This window comes from Alloalcanivorax mobilis (assembly GCF_002864685.1).
Lineage (GTDB): Bacteria > Pseudomonadota > Gammaproteobacteria > Pseudomonadales > Alcanivoracaceae > Alloalcanivorax > Alloalcanivorax mobilis.
Genome location: NZ_NMQZ01000039.1, coordinates 28,916 through 46,205, shown reverse-complemented (window position 1 = coordinate 46,205; position 17,290 = coordinate 28,916). Strand labels below are relative to the sequence as shown.

The window sequence follows — 17,290 nt, the reverse complement described above, 5'->3', positions numbered from 1 at the left end:
CCACTTCGCAACGCGAACCTGGGTGGTTAGCTCAGCTGGGAGAGCATCTGCCTTACAAGCAGAGGGTCGGCGGTTCGATCCCGTCACCACCCACCAGTTTCCCCGTAAAGGGAAAACGGAGCGGTAGTTCAGTTGGTTAGAATACCGGCCTGTCACGCCGGGGGTCGCGGGTTCGAGTCCCGTCCGCTCCGCCAATTTTGGTTTCTTTGTTCGGATTTTGAGACCCGCACGCCCGTAGGCATGGATGCCACGGGCGTTTTGCGTTTTGCCTGAAAATTTCCCCACCTTCGAAACTTTCCCCTCTCGCTCCGCTCAAATCATTGTCCGCTACCGGGCAAAGCCTTGATCGCCATCACTGTTCGGCGGTGGGGTGGATTTCATCAAAGCGTCACCGGCCGGGGGCTATCCTGGCAACGCAAACTATAATAGTGATTACACCTGAAGGAGAATCACCATGGATGAGTACGTTGAAGAAAGGCTGGAGGAAAAGCTCTGGCTGCAAAATATGGAAGAACTGGAAGCGTTGGAAGAAGAGTGGGAAGACGACGGCGTGGAGCTTTAGCCCCTGCCGTTTTCCCGCTCCATCACCTCATTGCCCTCTCTGACCGCCACACCGCTTGATTTTCCCTCCCTCCATTAAATCCTGATTCCTGATCCGCCTGGCCATCGCCCGGGCTCGCCTTTTGTCGTGCCGATTCCCGCCGCTGAGCGGTGGCACCACGGTACTGTTTATGACGAAAGGTGGAATTTTGGTGACCAGCTTCCTTGTGCCATGGTGGTGGTGCTGAATATTCTCGACCAGCCTGGTGGCTTCCTGGCGGTCTTCATGCAAGGAACAGGCTCTGAGCCGGATGACCGTAAAGGGCAGAAAAGTGACGCCCCTGGTCACCGGTGGCGATTTCCTGGACAACAACATGGCCCGCTCACGGGCCGCGGGGGAAGGGGTTATGGCGGTTTCTTCCGTGACGTCGGAAGCGGTGCTGTTTTGCGCCGACAGCGGCGGCACCAAGGGCATGCTGTACGCGGATTTTGAAGCGATTCTGGATGGCATGGTGGGGGTGCCGGAGTTCGCTGGCCGTGAGGTGCGCGGTGCTTATTGCCTGGTCAACGGGCAGATGCGGGCCAAGGCAATGGTGCTGTTCTTGATCGATTTCGATGAAGACGGCATGGCTGACCGCACCTGGAATATCCCTCTGCGGCATCTGGCCGAACACGGCGGGCCGGGGCCGGACATGGGCGCCGGCCCGATCCGGCTGGCCTGCCGCAGCCAGTGTCCGGTGGCCTGGCATCAGGATCAGCTTTGGGACCCGGGCATGAAACCCGGCGCCAACGATTTCGTGACGGTGCGCGATTTATTGCGCAGCCGGGGGCCCAAAATGGGCCTGGAAGTGGACGAGGAGAGGCCGCCGCCGAGCCCGCCCATGCTCCGCGACGGCGCCGTGCCCACCCTGACCGCCAGTGATGGCGGCGCGCCGCGGCGTGACGACGAAGAGCGTGTTCGTCTGGCGCGCACCCTCAAGGAATTGCGCCTGCGCATTCACACCCTGGAGAGCGGCCAGAAAGAAGAGCTGGCAAAGCTGCGTTATGCCCAGCAGCAGAAAGAGGAAATTCTTAACGCCCAGCTGGAAAAAGTGCTGGTGCAGTTCAAAACACTGAAATCACAGAACCTGGCGCTGCGCGAGCAGAACCACTCCCTCAAGGCTCAGGTGGAATCGCTCACCGGCAGCCTGAACGATCACGCTGGCCGCGACCAGCAGCACGGCAGCGAAATGGATCGGCTCGCCGAGCAGTACAAAATCACTCTGGAGCAGCGCCTGGAGGAAGAGCGCGCCAGCCTGTCCGATGACATTCACAGCCGCGAAATGGAAATCCTCAATCGCGATGACCTGATACATCAACTGCGCGAGGAACTGGCCGCGTTGCGCCGCGACCAGCTCAAACAGGCCAATTCCGGCGCCCAGAAAATGCTCGAGAAGCTGGAGGATCTGGGCCTGAGTTTTATCGCCTTCCACCCGGGCGCGGGGCATATCTCGGTGCCCGCCGAGCAGATCGCCGACTACATGGACGACCCGCTCGCGTTCGCGGCGCGCAAATGCCTGGTGACCGAAGAGCATTATCGGGCCTGGTTGCGGCACTACGAAAATCCGGTTTGCCAGATGGCGCTGGGCGGCGACGCCGGTGCTTGTGGCAAACGCGTGATTCGCGTGGACGTGCCCAGCCAGTTCAAGCCGGGGGTGTCCGACTGCAACTCCAACCGCTGCACCCACTGCCGCTCGGACTCCTCCATCGACGCGGTTTTGCGGTTTCGTTGAAGGCCCCGGGCGGCCTGAGACTGCGCGGATATTCCCGGCGTCCTGGGTCACTGTCTGGCATTGGTAAGGTTTTTGCAGGTCAAGGTCCCAATAAGCCGAAAAAGCCGCCCGGCCCGCTGCCTTGAAAGCAGCGCCGGAGGGGCCCAGGCGGCGGTGCGGGCAGCCGCGTGGTGGCCGCGATCATGACCATGGGGGACGCAGTGCAATGACCCGGGAATCCATCGACAAACGCCTTTTGCAAACCTTTGTGCCGGTCAATGCCCTGTCCGGGGATCAGCTCGACTGGCTGCTTGATCAACAGGAAGTATGCCGCTACGAAGCCGGCGATGTGTTGTTTCGGCAGAACGATCGCGACAACGCCACGCTCTATCTGCTCAGCGGCACCGTGGAATTGTTCAGCGAGCGTGGCGAGCGCAGCGAAGTGCGCGCCGGCGACGGCGCCTCCTGGCATCCGCTCGGGCACGTGCAGCCGCGCCGCGACGATTGCCGCGCGCTCACCGAGGTGAGCGTGGTGCGCTTTGACAGCTTCCGCCTGGACACCATTCTTTCCTGGGATCAGTCCGCCGGTTACGTGATCCTCGACATCAACGCCAATGCCGCCTACCAGCACGACCGGGAATGGATGATCCGGCTGCTCAAGTCCAACCTGTTTCACCGGGTGCCGCCGTCCAACATCCTGGAAATTTTCCGCCGTCTGCGCGCCCGCCGCTGCCAGCAGGGCGAGACCATCATTCGCCAGGGCGAGCAGGCCGATTGCTGCTACATCATCAAGGAAGGAGTGTGCGAGGTGGCGATCCACCTGGGCGGGCCGGCCCCCGGCAGCCGCGCCGAAACGCCGCTGGCCTTGCTGGAGCCGGGCCAGTGGTTCGGCGAGGAAGCGCTGCTCTCGGGCACGCCACGCAACGCCACCGTGACCATGGCCACCGACGGCATCCTGATGCGTCTGGATCGGCAGGACTTCGAGGCGTTGCTGGGCGAGCCCGCCATTCGCACCCTGGACGTCGCCGGCGCCCGCGTCCGGCTCAGTGCCGGCGCGCGCTGGCTGGACGTGCGCACCGCCGATGAATTTGACCAGCAGCCCCTGCGCGACGCCCTGAACATGCCGTTGGCCGGGTTGCGGTTGAAATCCCGCCTGCTGGACCCGGCACGGGCCTATGTGGCCTACTGCGACACCGGCCGACGTAGCGCCACGGCCGCTTTTTTGTTAAAAAACGCCGGTTTGGACGTGTTCGTGCTGGATGGCGGTCTTAACGCCAATGCTGATAACCTGCATGAGTATCTTGAATAGGGCGGGCCCACGGTAGCAACGGGGGCCTCCCGGGGCCGTTGCGCGACAGCGTTGCCGGCCCCTCAATTGACAGGCCCGCGCCGTGCCCCAGGAAAAATTTCGCAATATCGGATTGATCGCCCGCTCCGAGAGTGAACAGGCGCTGTATTCCATGCGCCAGCTGATTCACTTTCTGCACGGTCGCGATTGCACCGTGATCCTCGACAAAGCGATTGCCGACAGCCTGCCGGAAATGGGCCTGCAAGCCGCCGGCCCGGCGCAGATGGGCGAAGCCTGCGACCTGGTGATCGTGATCGGTGGCGATGGCAGCCTGCTGGGCGCCGCGCGCACCCTGGCGCGCTTTGACGTGCCGGTGCTGGGCATCAACCGGGGTCATCTGGGGTTTCTCACCGACATTCTGCCCTCCGAGATCGAAGCTCGGGTGGGCCAGGTGCTGGACGGCGAATACAGCATTGAGCGGCGCTTTCTGCTCGACATGGAAGTGCGCCGGGGCAAGGCGGTGATCGGCGAGGGCAGCGCCCTCAACGACGTGGTGTTGCTCTCCGGTGACAGCGTTCACATGATCGATTTCGAACTGCTGATCGACGGTCATTTCGTGTATGGCCAGCGCTCCGATGGCTTGATCATCTCCACGCCCACCGGCTCCACCGCCTACGCGCTGTCCGGTGGCGGCCCGATCATGCATCCGCGCCTGGACGCCATGGTGCTGGTGCCGCTCAACCCCCACACCCTGACCAGCCGCCCGCTGGTGGTGGACGGCAACAGCGAGATCAAGATCCAGATCACCACCGAGAAGGTGAAACCCCTGGTCAGTTGCGACGGCACCGCCGGCACCCGCCTGCAAGTGGACGACGTGATCGCGATCCGCAAAAAGCCCCACCGGCTGCAACTCATCCACCCCCCCGGCCACGACTTTTACCAGTCATGCCGCTCCAAACTCGGCTGGAGCACCCGCCCCGGGGATGGGAATTGAACAAGTTGAAAGTTAAAGGTTAAAAGTTGAAGTGGTTCTGGACCGCTTCAAGCGCGGGCACGGCCTTGCCGTATTGTGCGGCCCCGCCCGCGTTTCAACTTTTAACCTTTAACTTTCAACGGGCTCTCGACCGGCACGGCCTTTCAGCCACGCTGCCCTGGCGTGCAGCTTGCAGCGCTTGCATCCTGTATCCTTGACCCCATCAAAGACGCACAGCTGTTGGTAGGTACCGAATGTCTTCCGCTCCTTCTTTCGAACAACTGATTGATTCCATGACCTTGGAAGTCTGGCACAACATGCGCCGGGCGGTGGAAACCGGGCGTTGGCCGGATGGCCGTACGGTCAGTGGCGAGCAGCGCGAGCTGTGTCTTCAGGCGGTGATCGCCTGGGAGGTGCGCAACCTGCCCGAGGAAGAGCGCACCGGTTATCTGCCTCAGCATTGCAAGAGCGAAGCCGATCAAGACGCCGCCGAGCAGCCGGTCAGTTTGCAGCCGGCGCGCGGCGCCACCCCCGGGGCGGCGGGGGTCGCTGACCCGCGCACCGCCGCCAAAGAGAGCGCCGGCAAACAGGGAGAGCACTGATGAGAGACGGCAACCCGACCGCGGTGACGCGACTGGCGGATTACCAGCCGCCGGCCTATCTGGTTGAGCACACCCGCCTGGACGTGGACCTTCACGACGGCCACACCGTGGTCAGCACCGAGCTGCAACTGGTGCGCAACCCGGCGCGCCAGGACCGCCCCGATGAACTGGTGCTCAACGGCGATCATCTGCGCCTGGAAGCACTCAGTGTGGATGGCCGGGCACTCAAACAGAGCGAGTACCAGCTGCAAGGCGGCCGCCTGACGATTGCCGGGCTGCCCGAGCGCTGCCTGCTGAGCACCCGGGTGCGCATCGAGCCGGAGAACAACACCGCGCTGGAAGGCCTGTACCGTTCCAACGGCATGTACTGCACCCAATGCGAAGCCGAAGGGTTCCGCCGCATCACCTTCTTTCCGGACCGTCCCGACGTGCTCAGCCGCTTCACCACCACCTTGCACGCGGACAAGCAGCGCTACCCGCTGCTGCTCTCCAATGGCAATCCGGTGGCCCGTGGTGACGAACCGGGCGGCCGGCATTTTGTCACCTGGGAAGACCCGTTTCCCAAACCCTGCTATCTGTTCGCCCTGGTAGCCGGTGATCTGGCCTGCCTGGAAGACACCTTTACCACCGAGACCGGCCGTGAGATCGCGTTGCGCCTGTACGCCGAGCACCGTGATCTGGACAAGCTCGACCACGCCATGGATTCGCTCAAGCGGGCGATGGCCTGGGACGAGCAGGTGTATGGCCGTGAATACGATCTCGACCTGTTCCAGATTGTCGCCGTGAGCCACTTCAATATGGGGGCCATGGAGAACAAGGGCCTCAATATCTTCAACACCTCCTGCGTGCTGGCGCACCCGGCCACCACCACCGACGCCGCCTTTGAGCGGGTCGAATCGGTGGTCGCCCACGAATATTTCCACAACTGGAGCGGCAACCGGGTCACCTGCCGGGACTGGTTTCAACTGAGTCTCAAAGAAGGCTTCACGGTCTTCCGGGATCAGGAATTTTCCTCCGACATGAACTCCCGCACGGTGGTGCGGGTGGAGAACGTGGATTTCCTGATCAACCATCAGTTCCCCGAGGATCAGGGGCCCATGGCCCACCCGGTGCGCCCGGCGGAATACCAGAAGATCGATAATTTCTACACCCTGACGATCTATGAAAAAGGCTCGGAGATCGTGCGCATGCAGCGCCAGCTGCTGGGCGCCGACGATTTCCGCCGCGCCACCGATCTGTATTTCCAGCGCTTCGACGGCCAGGCGGTGACCTGCGACGACTTCGTTGCCTGCATGGAGGAGATTTCCGGCCAGGATCTGAGCCAGTTCAAGCGCTGGTACAGCCAGGCGGGCACCCCGGTGGTGACCGTCGAGGACGCCTTCGAGCCGGCCCAGGGCCAAGGCGAGTACCGGCTCACGCTGCGCCAGCACACCCCTGCCACGCCCGGGCAGCCCGACAAACAACCGCTAATGATCCCGGTCCGGCTGGCGCTGCTCGACGATCAGGGCCAGGCCTTGCCGCTCAACGATGCCGGTGATGTGGAAACCGTGGTGACTCTGGGCGAGGCGGAGCAGACGTTTAACTTCCCGGCCCGGGCCCGCCCGGTGCCCTCGCTGCTGCGCGGCTTCTCGGCGCCGGTGGAGCTGCGTTATCCGTTCCAGGAAGCGCAATTGCATGTTCTGCTGGCGTTCGACACCGACGGTTTCTGCCGCTGGGACGCCGCCCAACGGCTCTATTTCATGGCGCTGGCGGAAATGATCGACCACCCCGGGTCGTCAGCGGCGCAGGTGGCACGGCTGCGGCCGGTGCTGGAACAGGTGATTGAGCGCGCCGGCGAAGACCCGGCGGAGGCCGCCCTGCTGCTCACCCTGCCCACCGAGACAGCGGTTGGCGATCGCCATTCGCCCCTGGACCCGCAACCGGTGCATGCCGCCGTCAGCGGCCTGCGCGCGGCGCTCGGCGAGGCGCTCGCCGAACATTGGTGGCGGCTCGCGGAAACGCTTTATGAGCCGCGCTACCGCGCCGACGGCGACGCCATGGGCAAGCGCCGTCTGCGGCAACTGGCGCTGGGCTACCTGGCCAGCGCCGCCGGCGCCGGCCTGATCGAAGCCGATCAAATCACCGCGCACCTGCAGCGCAGCCTGGATCACCCCACCTGCATGACCGAGGAACTGGGCGCCCTGCGCGCCCTGGTGCACAACGATCTGGACGGCGCCAATCAGGCGCTGCGTGCCTTCGAGGCCCGCTGGCACGACGAAGCCCTGGTCATCGACCAATGGTTCGCCGTGCAAGCCACCGTGCCCGGCGCGGACACCGTGGCCCGGGCGCGAGCGTTGCTGGATCACCCGGCATTCGAATGGACCCTGCCGAACCGGGTGCGGGCGCTGATCGGCACCCTGGTGAACGGCAACCCCTCGGCGTTCCACGCCGCCGACGGCAGCGGCTACCGCCTGTTCGCCACGGCACTGAAAAAGCTCGACGGCATCAACCCGCAGATCGCCGCCCGGCTCGCCAATGGCGCCGCCCGCCTGGAGCGCCTGGCGCCGCCGCTGCAACAGCCACTGCGCGACGCCCTGCAAACCGTCCGCGACGGCACCTCCGCCAACCTGGCGGAGGTGCTTGATCGGATTTTATAAAGGGGGAGCAGGGTGAAGGGAACAGTCTAGGCCGTGCTCCGTGGAGAGCGGCCACAAGCTCCAAGCTCGAAGCTTCAGGTTGCAACGGCCCTTTCAGCTTGAAGCTTGTGGCCCCTATCTACAGGGCTGGGGCAACTGGTCCGGCACGGCCTCCGACCGATTCCCGCCAGCCTGTTTCCACGCATCACCCGCTGACTTCACCCTGTCCCAGCCGTGATGCTGTCCCTATAATGCCCGCCGCCGCTCACCGTTGAGGAACCCCGATGCTGTATTCCCTGGCCCGCCCGTTGCTGTTCTCGCTGTCCGCGGAGCGCTCCCACGATCTGACTCTGGAAATGCTGCGCCGGGGCGCGGGTAAACTGTATCCAGGGCGGGTGCCGGCGCGGCCGGTGGAGGTCATGGGGCTGACGTTCGCCAACCCGGTCGGCCTGGCGGCGGGGCTGGATAAGAACGGCGACTGCATTGATGGTCTGGCGGAGCTGGGCTTCGGCTTTCTGGAGGTGGGCACGGTGACGCCGCGTCCCCAGCCCGGCAACCCCACACCGCGCCTGTTCCGGTTGCCGCCACGGCAGGCGCTGATCAACCGCATGGGCTTCAACAACCACGGAGTCGACGCTCTGGTGGAGAACGTCCGCGCCAGCCGCTACCGGGGCGTGCTCGGCATCAACATTGGCAAGAACAAGGACACCCCGGTGGAGCAGGCGGTGGACGATTACCTGCTCTGCCAGGAAAAAGTGCACGCCCTGGCCGGCTACCTGGTGGTCAATGTGTCCTCGCCCAACACCCCCGGCCTGCGCACCCTGCAACACGGCGACGCCCTCGACCGCTTGCTCGGCACCCTGCGCGAAGCGCAAACCCGCCTCGACCAGCGCCACGGCAAGCGCGTGCCGCTGGTGATCAAAATCGCCCCGGACAACAGCGACGACGAACTGTGGGCCATGGCCCAGGCGTTCGTCGAGCACGGCATCGACGGTGTCTGTGTCGGCAACACCACCCTGCAACGCCCTGGCGTGGAACGGCTCCAACACGGCGGCGAGCAGGGCGGCCTGAGCGGCGCGCCCCTCGCACCGATCGCCGACCACGCCCTGGAAACCATGGCCATGGCTCTTGAGCGGCGCATCCCGATCATCGGCGTCGGCGGCATCCTCAACGCCGACGACGCCCGCCGCAAACAACGCCTCGGCGCCGACCTGGTGCAGGTCTACTCCGGGTTGATCTACCAGGGGCCCGGGCTGATCGGAGAACTGGTCAGAGGTTGGTAAGGCGGGCTGCAAGCTTCAAGCTTCAAGCTGCAACACGAGCGAGGCCGGGGTGGGGCAGAGCCCGTGCCCGCGCCCTTTCTGAACACTGGAAACCAGACACTGAACACTTCTTATCCACGATTAGCGCGCCAGAGAATATCTACAACGCCGAGTAGGAGCAGGCCCAGCCAGCGACGGTTTTTGGCCGAATGGCACGGTGTCTTTGCCCCGAACCTGACGGGTTTTGCGTCAGACGTCCGACGCGAAAACCAGCATCAAACCCGTCGCTGGCTGGGCCTGCTCCTACTCGGCGCTGTAGAAAGGCGGTCAGCGTTACGGTTCGCCGGGTGCTGATCTGGAGGGTCTTCCCCCTTGTTGTGTCGCCGAGTCGCGGGAAATTGATAGGGTCAGTTGGCCAGGGACGGCCAACTGAGGTGGCGGACGACAGGATGTCGTCTCGCCGCCGACCCGGCCATCAAGTTCCCGCGGCTCGGGAACCAGAAGGGCGACACATCGGGGTGTCCTTCCTTGCCTACTTTCTTGGACAAGCAAGAAAGTAGGACGCCCAGCAGGGCGTCAACGCCGATAAAAGATGCTCGTTTGCAGCCAGATTTCCTCACAGATAGAACCTGTCATCCCCTTTTACAAAATCTTGCCAAAGCTTCAATTGCTCTTGCGCGACGTTATAGAGCCTCTCACAACAGAATCCAATCCCGGACCCGGCTTGTTGCTCCCTACAACCTCTTCCCTGTTCCTGCCCCGCTACAAAGCTGCTATGGGAGCCATCTTTGATCGCGGAAAAGTTCTGGACAGTCTGTGTTTAGGAGGTGGTAACTGAGATATATAATCTTTGATCTATAAACCTAAACCTTTTCAGATTAATTTCTTCCGGTTAGTATCGGAGCTCATTGTTTAGATTTGGTAAGGGTGAAAATATGAGGGGTGCTTTCGGCTGGGTTTTCGGGTTGGCGTGTCTCATGATTTTGGTGCTCGCTTGCACGATTTTTTTTTATTTTTATAGGTTTAGGGGGCTGGGTTTGGGAGGGCCGGAGTCGTTCGCGCTTTTTGGAGATTTTGTTGGGGGTGTTATTAATCCTGTGCTTGGATTTTTCACTGTTTTTTTATTATTGATTTCATTACGAATTCAAAAAAGAGAGCTGGCTATAGCTAACAAGGAAATCAATGAGTCGAATAAAATCCATAAGCAAAATTTGGTGATGAAACACAGGGAGCTGATCTGGCCACGCTTGTGGGAGAGATTCAAAGAGAGAAATGCTATTTTCGACAAATTTTGGATGACAGTGAGCTTTGAGTTCAGTGAGGATATGCTGCGCGCTACAGCTACGGAAGAGCGCTCTGGGAAATTGCCTTTGATGATGCTCTGGGCAGCTTATATGGACCGAAAGAATAGCCAGGGAATCAATCTTGATTACCCTGATGAGAGTTTGCTTGATCTTTGGGATGATCCAAAAAACCGAACGGCAGCAAAAGTTGTACGAAAGCACTTTGTGGAGCTTGCCAATTCCTGTGTAGAAGTCATAGGGTGCTCAGATACATCATTAGAGTCGAGGGAGGCCTTAAACATTTTTTTGGACGCGTCTTTACGAATGAAGGGGCTATGCTTGTTAGATGTTACTACATTTTGCAAGATTGAAGAATTTGTACGATTATCACTAGAGGAGAGAGAATCTGAATCTGAGATTCCATTCTATCAGCCAAAAATTTATAAACTTTAGATTGACTTAGAAAATATATTATATATATAAAATGAAAGAGTTTCTTAAAAAATAAGATTTTAATGATAAAAATGAACGTTCGGATTTTGGGTTGATGATGAAGAATAAAATAATCTGGTTGGTCGGAAAGTTTAGGGGGAGTTTTGCACAGGTGCGGCATTGCTGCGCCAAGTTTACGCCATGTGTCACTAACTGACTGATTTTATAGAAAAGAAAAGGGCCCGGGAGGGGCCCTGTTGGGTCGACGCGCGAAGCGCCGGCGCTGATCGTTTTTCTTTCTATGTTCAATGTTTCGTTTGTTCCGTGCCGCGCCCGGCGGGAGGTGGCCGGGCGGACCACTGAGATTCCTGATTTATCCGATGTCTCTGAGAGTATGAATGCCAGCGACGCCGGTCATTCCTTGTACTTGATTCGTGCGGCCCTCACGCCAGCCACTCATCCAGTGGCCGCGAGCTTGCAACGTGCCGAAAGGGCAAAAGTCCCTGGGCCTGCCTTGAAAACCGGCCAGGTACCCCCGGCTGTAAGCGCGTTCTTCACGATTCCGTTTCTGTCTCTTCATAGACGCTTTCCTCTTTTTTGCTGACGCAATGTCGGGTTAGCTTGCGGCTTCAGGAACCTCTGTCGACGCCTCGCGGAGCGACCCATGATGGCCAAAATGGCCGCTGTCTCTCCTTGCTCCTTGGCGGCATCGAATCGAAAGCCACACCCTGAGTATGTTCAAACAAAGAGTGGGGTGTCGAATAACGTGTGGCGATAACGGCTGGCTCATTTAAACATGTGCCGTATAATGGCCGCCGTCGCTACGAATTGGTTAAGTGATTGATTTTTCTTTGGTAAATTCCCCGTTTGAACGTTTAAAACAGGCACTTGCAGGGCGAAACGAATGGAGTTTGTGATTACCTGTCTGCCCGGTCTGGCGCCGCTGCTGGCCGATGAGCTGACCGAGTTGGGCATGACGGTAACGGAGCAGGGCAGTGCCCATGTGGGCATCCAGGGTGATGAGCAAGCGGCCGTGGGCGTGTGCCTGTGGTCGCGGCTGGCGGAGCGGGTGCTGTTGCCGCTGGCGAAACTTGACGTGCCGCCGGAAGAGGCGCCCGAGGCGCTTGCCGCCGCCGTGGACTGGCAGCAGCTGTGTGCGCCCGGCACGCCGGTACATCTGAGCCTGGACCACGGCAAGGGTGTGCGCGGCGACAGCCGCATCAGCAGCAAACGGCTGCTGCGCGCGCTGCCCGGCATGGAAGTGGCACGGCGCGAAGAGGGCGCCTGCACGGTGCGAGCGCGGCTTGATGAAAGCCAGGCCCAGCTGTGGCTGGATCTGGCCGGCACGCCTCTGCACCGCCGTGGCTACCGGCTCGCCGGCGGCCGCGCGCCGCTGCGGGAGAACCTGGCGGCGGCGGTGTTGCGCGCCGGTGGCTGGCACCTTGAGAGCCGCGCGCCGGTGCTGCTGGACCCGTTTTGCGGCAGTGGCACCCTGTTGGTGGAGGGCGTGTGGATGGCCGCCGGGGTGGCGCCAGGGGCGCTGCGCCGGCAGTACGGGTTCATGGCCTGGCGCGGTTGTCCGCGCGCGCTTTGGGAGCCGGCGATGGCCGCCGCCGCCGCCAGCCTGGGCCGTCTCAGCGACAGCGCGGTGAGCGCGGCGTTGCCCGCCTTCAAGGGCTTCGACGCCGACGCCGACACTTTGAAGATGGCGATGCACAACGCCGAGCGCGCCAGCGTGCGCGGCGCCATCCATTTTGAACGCCGGGAACTGGGCGCTCTGCGCCAGCGCGATTTCGCCGAGCAGGGGCTGGTCGCCACCAACCCGCCCTGGGGGGAACGGCTTGACCAGCAAGAGCAAGCCGCCTGGCTGCTGGCCGGCCTGGGCCAGGTGCTGGCGGAGAAAGCGCGCTCCTGGCAAGCGGTGGTGCTGGGCGCCGACGTCACCGCCCTGGATCGCTCCGGCATGGATATTCAGCAGCAATGGCGAGTACGCAACGGCGCTCTGATCAACTTTATCCGCCGCAGCGTGCCGCGGCCGCCGGTGCCGCGCGCGCCGTTGCGGGTCAGCGATGCGCCCGGCTTTGAATTGCCGGAAGGAGCGGTGCCGTTGCTCAATCGCCTGCGCAAAAACGGCAAGCACCTGCGCCGTTGGCTGGAGCGCGACGACATCCAGACCTACCGTCTGTACGACCGGGATCTGCCGGAGTTCAACGTGGCGGTGGACGTGTACGGCGATCAGGCCCTGGTGCAGGAATTCAAGGCGCCCTCGAGCATTGACGAAGACAAGGCCCGCCAGCGCCGCCAGTGGGCGGTGAGCGCGGTGCGCGCGGCGCTGGGTGTGCACCGCGAGCAGGTGCACCTGCGCACCCGCGAGCGGCAGAAGGGCAGCCGCCAGTATCAAAAGCTGGGCGGCGCCCAGCCGAGCCAGTACAAGGTGGTGCGCGAGGGGGAGGCCAGGTTGTTGGTCAATCTCAGTGACTATCTGGACACCGGCCTGTTTCTGGATCATCGGCCGATGCGCCTGCGGCTGGGCCGCGAAGCCGCCGGCAAACGTTTTCTCAATCTGTTTGCCTACACCGGCGCGGCCACCGTGCACGCGCTGGCCGGTGGCGCCCGCCGGGCGGTGACGGTGGATGCCTCGCGGCGCTATCTGGACTGGGCCGGGTGCAACCTGGCCCTGAACGGCTTCGCCAGTGAAGCCCATCCGCTGGTGCGCGCGGACACCATGGCCTGGCTGGAGACCTGCAGCGAACAATTCGATCTGGTGTTCTGCGACCCGCCCACGTTTTCCAACAACAAGGCGCGCAACGATTTCGTGGTGCAGGAGCACCATGGCGAATTGATTCGCCGCATCATGAAACGCCTGGAACCCGGCGGCGTGCTGTATTTTTCCTGCAATTTCCGCCGCTTCGTCATGGATCAGGAAATCGTGCGCTGGTACCAGGTGGAGGACATCACCGCCAGCAGTATTCCCGAGGATTTCCGCCGTAACAGCACCATTCACCACTGCTACGCGATTCGTCACGGAGTGAGTTGATGTCCGTCACGCTATACACCACCCTGGGCTGCCATTTGTGCGATCAGGCACGGGCGCTGTTGCTCACCGTCGATCCCGGTGTGGCGATCGAAGCGGTGGACATTGCCGAGGACGATCACCTGATCACCCGCTACGGCGAGCGCATCCCGGTGCTCGCCCGGGCCGGTGAGGAGCTGGCCTGGCCATTTGGATTACTCGACGTACAGCGCTTTCTGCACGCCAGCGCTTAGGCGAATAAGAGGTGTCCCGATATGGAAAAGATCACCGCCCGGCAACTGAACGGCCGTCACGTGGAAAAGATCGTGCTGCGCTCGGTCGTGCTGTCGGTCTGCATCGTGCAGGTGCGGATTGACGGCGTGCCGCACAACGTGGTCGATGAGCAGGGCGCCATCGTGCGTTTCAACGGCGCCGAACACGCCAATAACGTGCTCGCCAAACTGACCACCGACCGCGCCGTGCTGGTCCATCAATCCCCCTATGGGGAAATGGCCGGCCAACCGGAAGACAGCCCCACCGCGCCGCTGGAGGTCGATTTCAACTGGCGCGCTGGCTAGGCTGGCCGCCAGACGCTAGACGCTAGACGCTAGACGCTAAGATCAAAATCAAAATCAAAAACGCCGCTGGCCAGGCCTGCTCCTAAACTGAACACTGAACACCCGCTCGCCCTCGGTTTCATTCCCCCGCGCGGCCAAGAAACCGCCGGCTGTTGGCGAGGGTGAGGGCGGCCAGGTGGTCCGGGGTGTCGCCGCGCAGGGCGGCGACCCGTTCGCCGATCCAGGGCAGCAGGGCGGGTTCATTGCGCCGTTTGCGGGGTGGCGGTTCCGGCAAGTCGCGGGGCAACAAATACGGGGCGTCGGTTTCCAGAAGCAGGCGCTCGGCCGGAATATGCGGCACCAGCTCCGCCAGTGGCCGCCCACGTCGCTCATCGCAAACCCAGCCGGTAATGCCGATGTGACAATCCAGGTCCAGGTAGTCGTAGAGCGCTCTTTTCTCGCCGGTGAAGCAGTGCACCACCGCGGCGGGCAGCCGGTCACGCCAGGCTTTGAGCATCGGCAGAAAACGTGGATGGGCATCGCGCTCATGCAGAAACACCGGTTTACCCAGCTCGGCGGCGAGCGCCAATTGCGCCTCGAAGGCGCGCTCCTGGTCAGGGCGGGGTGAGAAGTCGCGGTTGAAATCCAGGCCCATTTCGCCGGCGGCGGCGACCTCGGGCTGTGCCAGCAGCTCCGCCAGCTCGGAGAGCGCCGAGTCACTGAAAAAGCGGGCGTTGTGCGGGTGGATACCGGCGGTGGCGAGCAGCGGGTGGTCGGAAAAGCCCCGGCACAGGGCCAGAACCTGGCGCGATTCCTCCACGCTGGTGCCGGTCAACAGCATCAGCGCGATGTTCGCGCTCCGGGCTCTGTCCAGAACCGCCCGGTGATCGTCATTAAACTGTTTGTCGGTCAGGTTGACGCCGATATCGGCCCACTGTGCGGACATACCCGGCTCTGGCTCAGCTCTGGCTGGCAAGCGGCTGGTCCAGCCGGTCTCGCAGCCGTTCGCGCAGATCCTCCACGCGGCGGCGGTTGGCGCCGAAGTCGTAATAGCCCACCCGTGAGGAGGAACGCACATCGATCTTGCCTTCCTCATGCACATAAAAGGTGACGTCATCGGTAAAGCGCAGAATCAGACTGGTGAAACGGGCGTTGATGCGGGCCGGGCCCACCGCTTCATAGTCCACCCGGGGCAATTCACCGAGCAGCGCCTTGAGCAGGGCCAGGCTGGCCTCGCGATCACCGGCGCCGGGCAGTGGTTCAACCCGATGACGTGGGTCGGTGGCCAGGCTCGAGACGCAATGCGGCGCCGAGGGGCAGGGCGCCAGCAGGCGGGTGCTTTCCTTGTCGATTTCGTGATTGTTCATAACGGCGCTCTTGGTGGCATCCGGCGTGGCCGTGCCGGATGTCGTTGAACTGGCAGTCTGGCAGCCACCGAGCAGCATGGCCAGCAGAACCACCAATAGCCCAGGCAGTGCCGTGTCGCGGCGGCCGCCGCGCCGGGCCGCCAAGACGGTACGGCGTTGGTATTCAGTGCGCGGTGGTGTCACGGATCAGCCCCACGAAAATGCCCTCGATGATCAACTCGTCCGCGGGTACCCGGATCGGCTCGTAGGCCTCGTTGGCCGGCAGCAGAGTCGCGTTGTTGCGGTTCAGTTTAAGGGTTTTCACCGTGACTTCGTCGTCAATGCGCGCCACCACGATTTCCCCGGAGCGGGCGGTCTGGCTTTTGCGCACCGCGATCAGATCGCCATCGAAGATGCCGGCGTCGATCATGCTGTCGCCCTGCACCCGCAATAAATAGGTGGGGCGCTGGCGGAACAGGCCCTGGGGCACGGGCACCGTGCGCTCCAGGTTTTCCACCGCCTCGATCGGCGAACCGGCGGCCACCTTGCCGACCACCGGCAGCTCGTCTTCACTGCCCCAGAAGGCGCTGTTGAGAAGCTGGATGCCCCGGGAGCGGTCGCCGTGCAGCTTGATGTAGCCCTTACGCTCGAGCGCACGCAGGTGGTCCGAGGCGGCGTTCTTGGATTGAAAACCCATGCGCTCGGCGATCTCGGCCCGGGTCGGGGCCATGCCGGTCTCGCTCTGGGATTCGCGAATGCAGTCAAGAACCTGCTGCTGACGTGCGGTCAAGGTGCTGCTCATAACGTCCTCCTGGGGCGTTGGGCGATGGCGATCATCGCGGTTGAAGCCGAGCGCCGCCCGGCCCCCCTCCGATTTCGGAAACGCCGGGGGACAATGTCGACCGCGATCAAGCCTGCTCCGATACTGATAGTATGAACAGTATAATATGTCCAGTACTTTTGGAAGCCCCAGTAGAATCGCAAGTGAAAATGAGCCAGCGAAGATCAGAGCCGGCGCACCGGCCGACACTGCCTGGGTGCCCGGCCGGCGCCGCGGTGCGATGGGTTTTGAGCGACGGCAAGTTGAAGGTTGAGATCGGCAAGCGGCCATCAGGCCGCTCCTTTCAACTTTTAACGTTCAACCGCCTTTATGCCTTTTTATGCATTTTCACAGCGAGCACGTCACAGTGGGCGCCGGGGACCAGGCCGCGGGCGGTGGAGCCGAGCAGCAGGGCCAGGCCACTGCGGGTATGGCTGCCGACCACGATCAGGTCGGCGCCCATCTGGTCGGCCTTGTCGAGAATGGTCTTCTCGATGGAACCGAGCTCCACGTGGATGCGGTCTTCGTTGATGCGGTACTGGCGGGCGTAGTCCAAAGCGGTGTCGCGGGCCTGTTTGACCAGGCCACTTTGCAGGTCGGTGACGTCCATGGGCACATCGGCGCCGTAGGCGAGCGCCAGTGGCTCGATCACGTGGATCAGATGCAGCTCGCCCTCGATGCCTTCCAGCACGCCGGCGGCCCGTGACAGGACATCGGCGGACTCGTCGCTGCAGTCGATGGCTACCAGGACCTTACGATAGGGTGCGGTCACGGTGATCTCCCTTGATTTTTGTCAGTGTGGCCCGAG

At 62.4% G+C, this 17,290-nt stretch carries 15 protein-coding genes and 2 tRNA genes; 12 read left to right on the top strand and 5 right to left on the bottom strand.

Translation table 11 applies throughout. From position 1 onward, the window contains the following. Nucleotides 1-20 precede the first annotated feature (20 nt). The 9 genes from CGS25_RS15735 to CGS25_RS15695 all read left to right on the top strand — a co-directional run bounded on the left by CGS25_RS15735 (nucleotide 21) and on the right by CGS25_RS15695 (nucleotide 10,767). Nucleotides 21-96: transfer RNA gene (locus CGS25_RS15735), tRNA-Val, on the top strand. Nucleotides 97-117: 21 nt separating this feature from the next. Continuing rightward, a tRNA-Asp gene (locus CGS25_RS15730) sits at nucleotides 118-194 on the top strand. A gap of 657 nt (nucleotides 195-851) precedes the next feature. After that, complete coding sequence (locus CGS25_RS15725; protein ID WP_232802445.1) at nucleotides 852-2,312, top strand: hypothetical protein; 1,461 nt, start codon at nucleotides 852-854, stop codon at nucleotides 2,310-2,312. A 205-nt stretch (nucleotides 2,313-2,517) separates the two neighbouring features. Then, a complete protein-coding gene (locus CGS25_RS15720; protein WP_089032310.1) occupies nucleotides 2,518-3,600 on the top strand; it encodes a cyclic nucleotide-binding domain-containing protein in 1,083 nt (360 codons plus the stop codon). Nucleotides 3,601-3,682: 82 nt separating this feature from the next. Then, on the top strand, nucleotides 3,683-4,573 hold the full coding sequence (locus CGS25_RS15715) for an NAD(+) kinase (protein ID WP_089032311.1): 891 nt from the start codon (nucleotides 3,683-3,685) through the stop codon (nucleotides 4,571-4,573). A gap of 233 nt (nucleotides 4,574-4,806) precedes the next feature. Further along, nucleotides 4,807-5,154, top strand: coding sequence for a DUF1315 family protein (locus tag CGS25_RS15710; protein WP_101676039.1), 348 nt, complete (start codon nucleotides 4,807-4,809; stop codon nucleotides 5,152-5,154). Continuing rightward, nucleotides 5,154-7,790: an aminopeptidase N gene (pepN, locus tag CGS25_RS15705; RefSeq protein ID WP_101676038.1), complete on the top strand. Its 2,637-nt coding sequence runs from the start codon at nucleotides 5,154-5,156 to the stop codon at nucleotides 7,788-7,790. Before CGS25_RS15710 ends, pepN begins: the two co-directional genes overlap by 1 nt. A gap of 263 nt (nucleotides 7,791-8,053) precedes the next feature. Next, nucleotides 8,054-9,052 carry a quinone-dependent dihydroorotate dehydrogenase gene (locus tag CGS25_RS15700; protein WP_089032314.1) on the top strand — a complete coding sequence of 333 codons (999 nt, stop codon included), beginning with the start codon at nucleotides 8,054-8,056 and terminating at the stop codon, nucleotides 9,050-9,052. A 956-nt stretch (nucleotides 9,053-10,008) separates the two neighbouring features. Continuing rightward, entirely contained in the window at nucleotides 10,009-10,767 is a 759-nt protein-coding gene (locus tag CGS25_RS15695) for a hypothetical protein (protein WP_157933849.1), read from the top strand. A 352-nt stretch (nucleotides 10,768-11,119) separates the two neighbouring features. Here CGS25_RS15695 and rmf read toward each other — a convergent pair whose 3' ends face one another. After that, a complete protein-coding gene (gene rmf / locus CGS25_RS15690; RefSeq protein WP_089032315.1) occupies nucleotides 11,120-11,326 on the bottom strand; it encodes a ribosome modulation factor in 207 nt (68 codons plus the stop codon). A 324-nt stretch (nucleotides 11,327-11,650) separates the two neighbouring features. On the opposite strand from rmf, the gene rlmKL reads away from it, so the two are divergent. From rlmKL to CGS25_RS15675, 3 genes are read left to right on the top strand one after another with little or no spacing between them, the layout of a single operon-like run. Continuing rightward, a complete protein-coding gene (rlmKL, locus tag CGS25_RS15685; protein WP_101676036.1) occupies nucleotides 11,651-13,783 on the top strand; it encodes a bifunctional 23S rRNA (guanine(2069)-N(7))-methyltransferase RlmK/23S rRNA (guanine(2445)-N(2))-methyltransferase RlmL in 2,133 nt (710 codons plus the stop codon). Continuing rightward, nucleotides 13,783-14,013, top strand: coding sequence for a glutaredoxin family protein (locus CGS25_RS15680; RefSeq protein WP_101676035.1), 231 nt, complete (start codon nucleotides 13,783-13,785; stop codon nucleotides 14,011-14,013). The genes rlmKL and CGS25_RS15680 overlap by 1 nt, the downstream gene beginning before the upstream one ends. Nucleotides 14,014-14,034: 21 nt before the next feature. After that, entirely contained in the window at nucleotides 14,035-14,337 is a 303-nt protein-coding gene (locus tag CGS25_RS15675; RefSeq protein ID WP_101676034.1) for a DUF6482 family protein, read from the top strand. A gap of 118 nt (nucleotides 14,338-14,455) precedes the next feature. Here the strand turns inward: CGS25_RS15675 and CGS25_RS15670 are convergent, their stop codons facing one another. From CGS25_RS15670 to CGS25_RS15655, 4 genes are all read right to left on the bottom strand, one after another. Beyond that, nucleotides 14,456-15,262, bottom strand: a complete 807-nt coding sequence (locus tag CGS25_RS15670) for a TatD family hydrolase (protein ID WP_101676033.1) — start codon at nucleotides 15,260-15,262, stop codon at nucleotides 14,456-14,458. Between the two features lie 13 nt (nucleotides 15,263-15,275). Continuing rightward, entirely contained in the window at nucleotides 15,276-15,683 is a 408-nt protein-coding gene (locus tag CGS25_RS15665) for a DUF1499 domain-containing protein (protein WP_089031779.1), read from the bottom strand. 163 nt (nucleotides 15,684-15,846) lie between these two features. Next, nucleotides 15,847-16,464 (bottom strand): transcriptional repressor LexA, encoded by a 618-nt coding sequence (gene lexA / locus CGS25_RS15660; RefSeq protein ID WP_089031780.1) that lies wholly within the window; start codon nucleotides 16,462-16,464, stop codon nucleotides 15,847-15,849. A 346-nt stretch (nucleotides 16,465-16,810) separates the two neighbouring features. Beyond that, nucleotides 16,811-17,254, bottom strand: coding sequence for a universal stress protein (locus CGS25_RS15655; RefSeq protein WP_089031781.1), 444 nt, complete (start codon nucleotides 17,252-17,254; stop codon nucleotides 16,811-16,813). Between the last annotated feature and the right edge of the window lie 36 nt (nucleotides 17,255-17,290).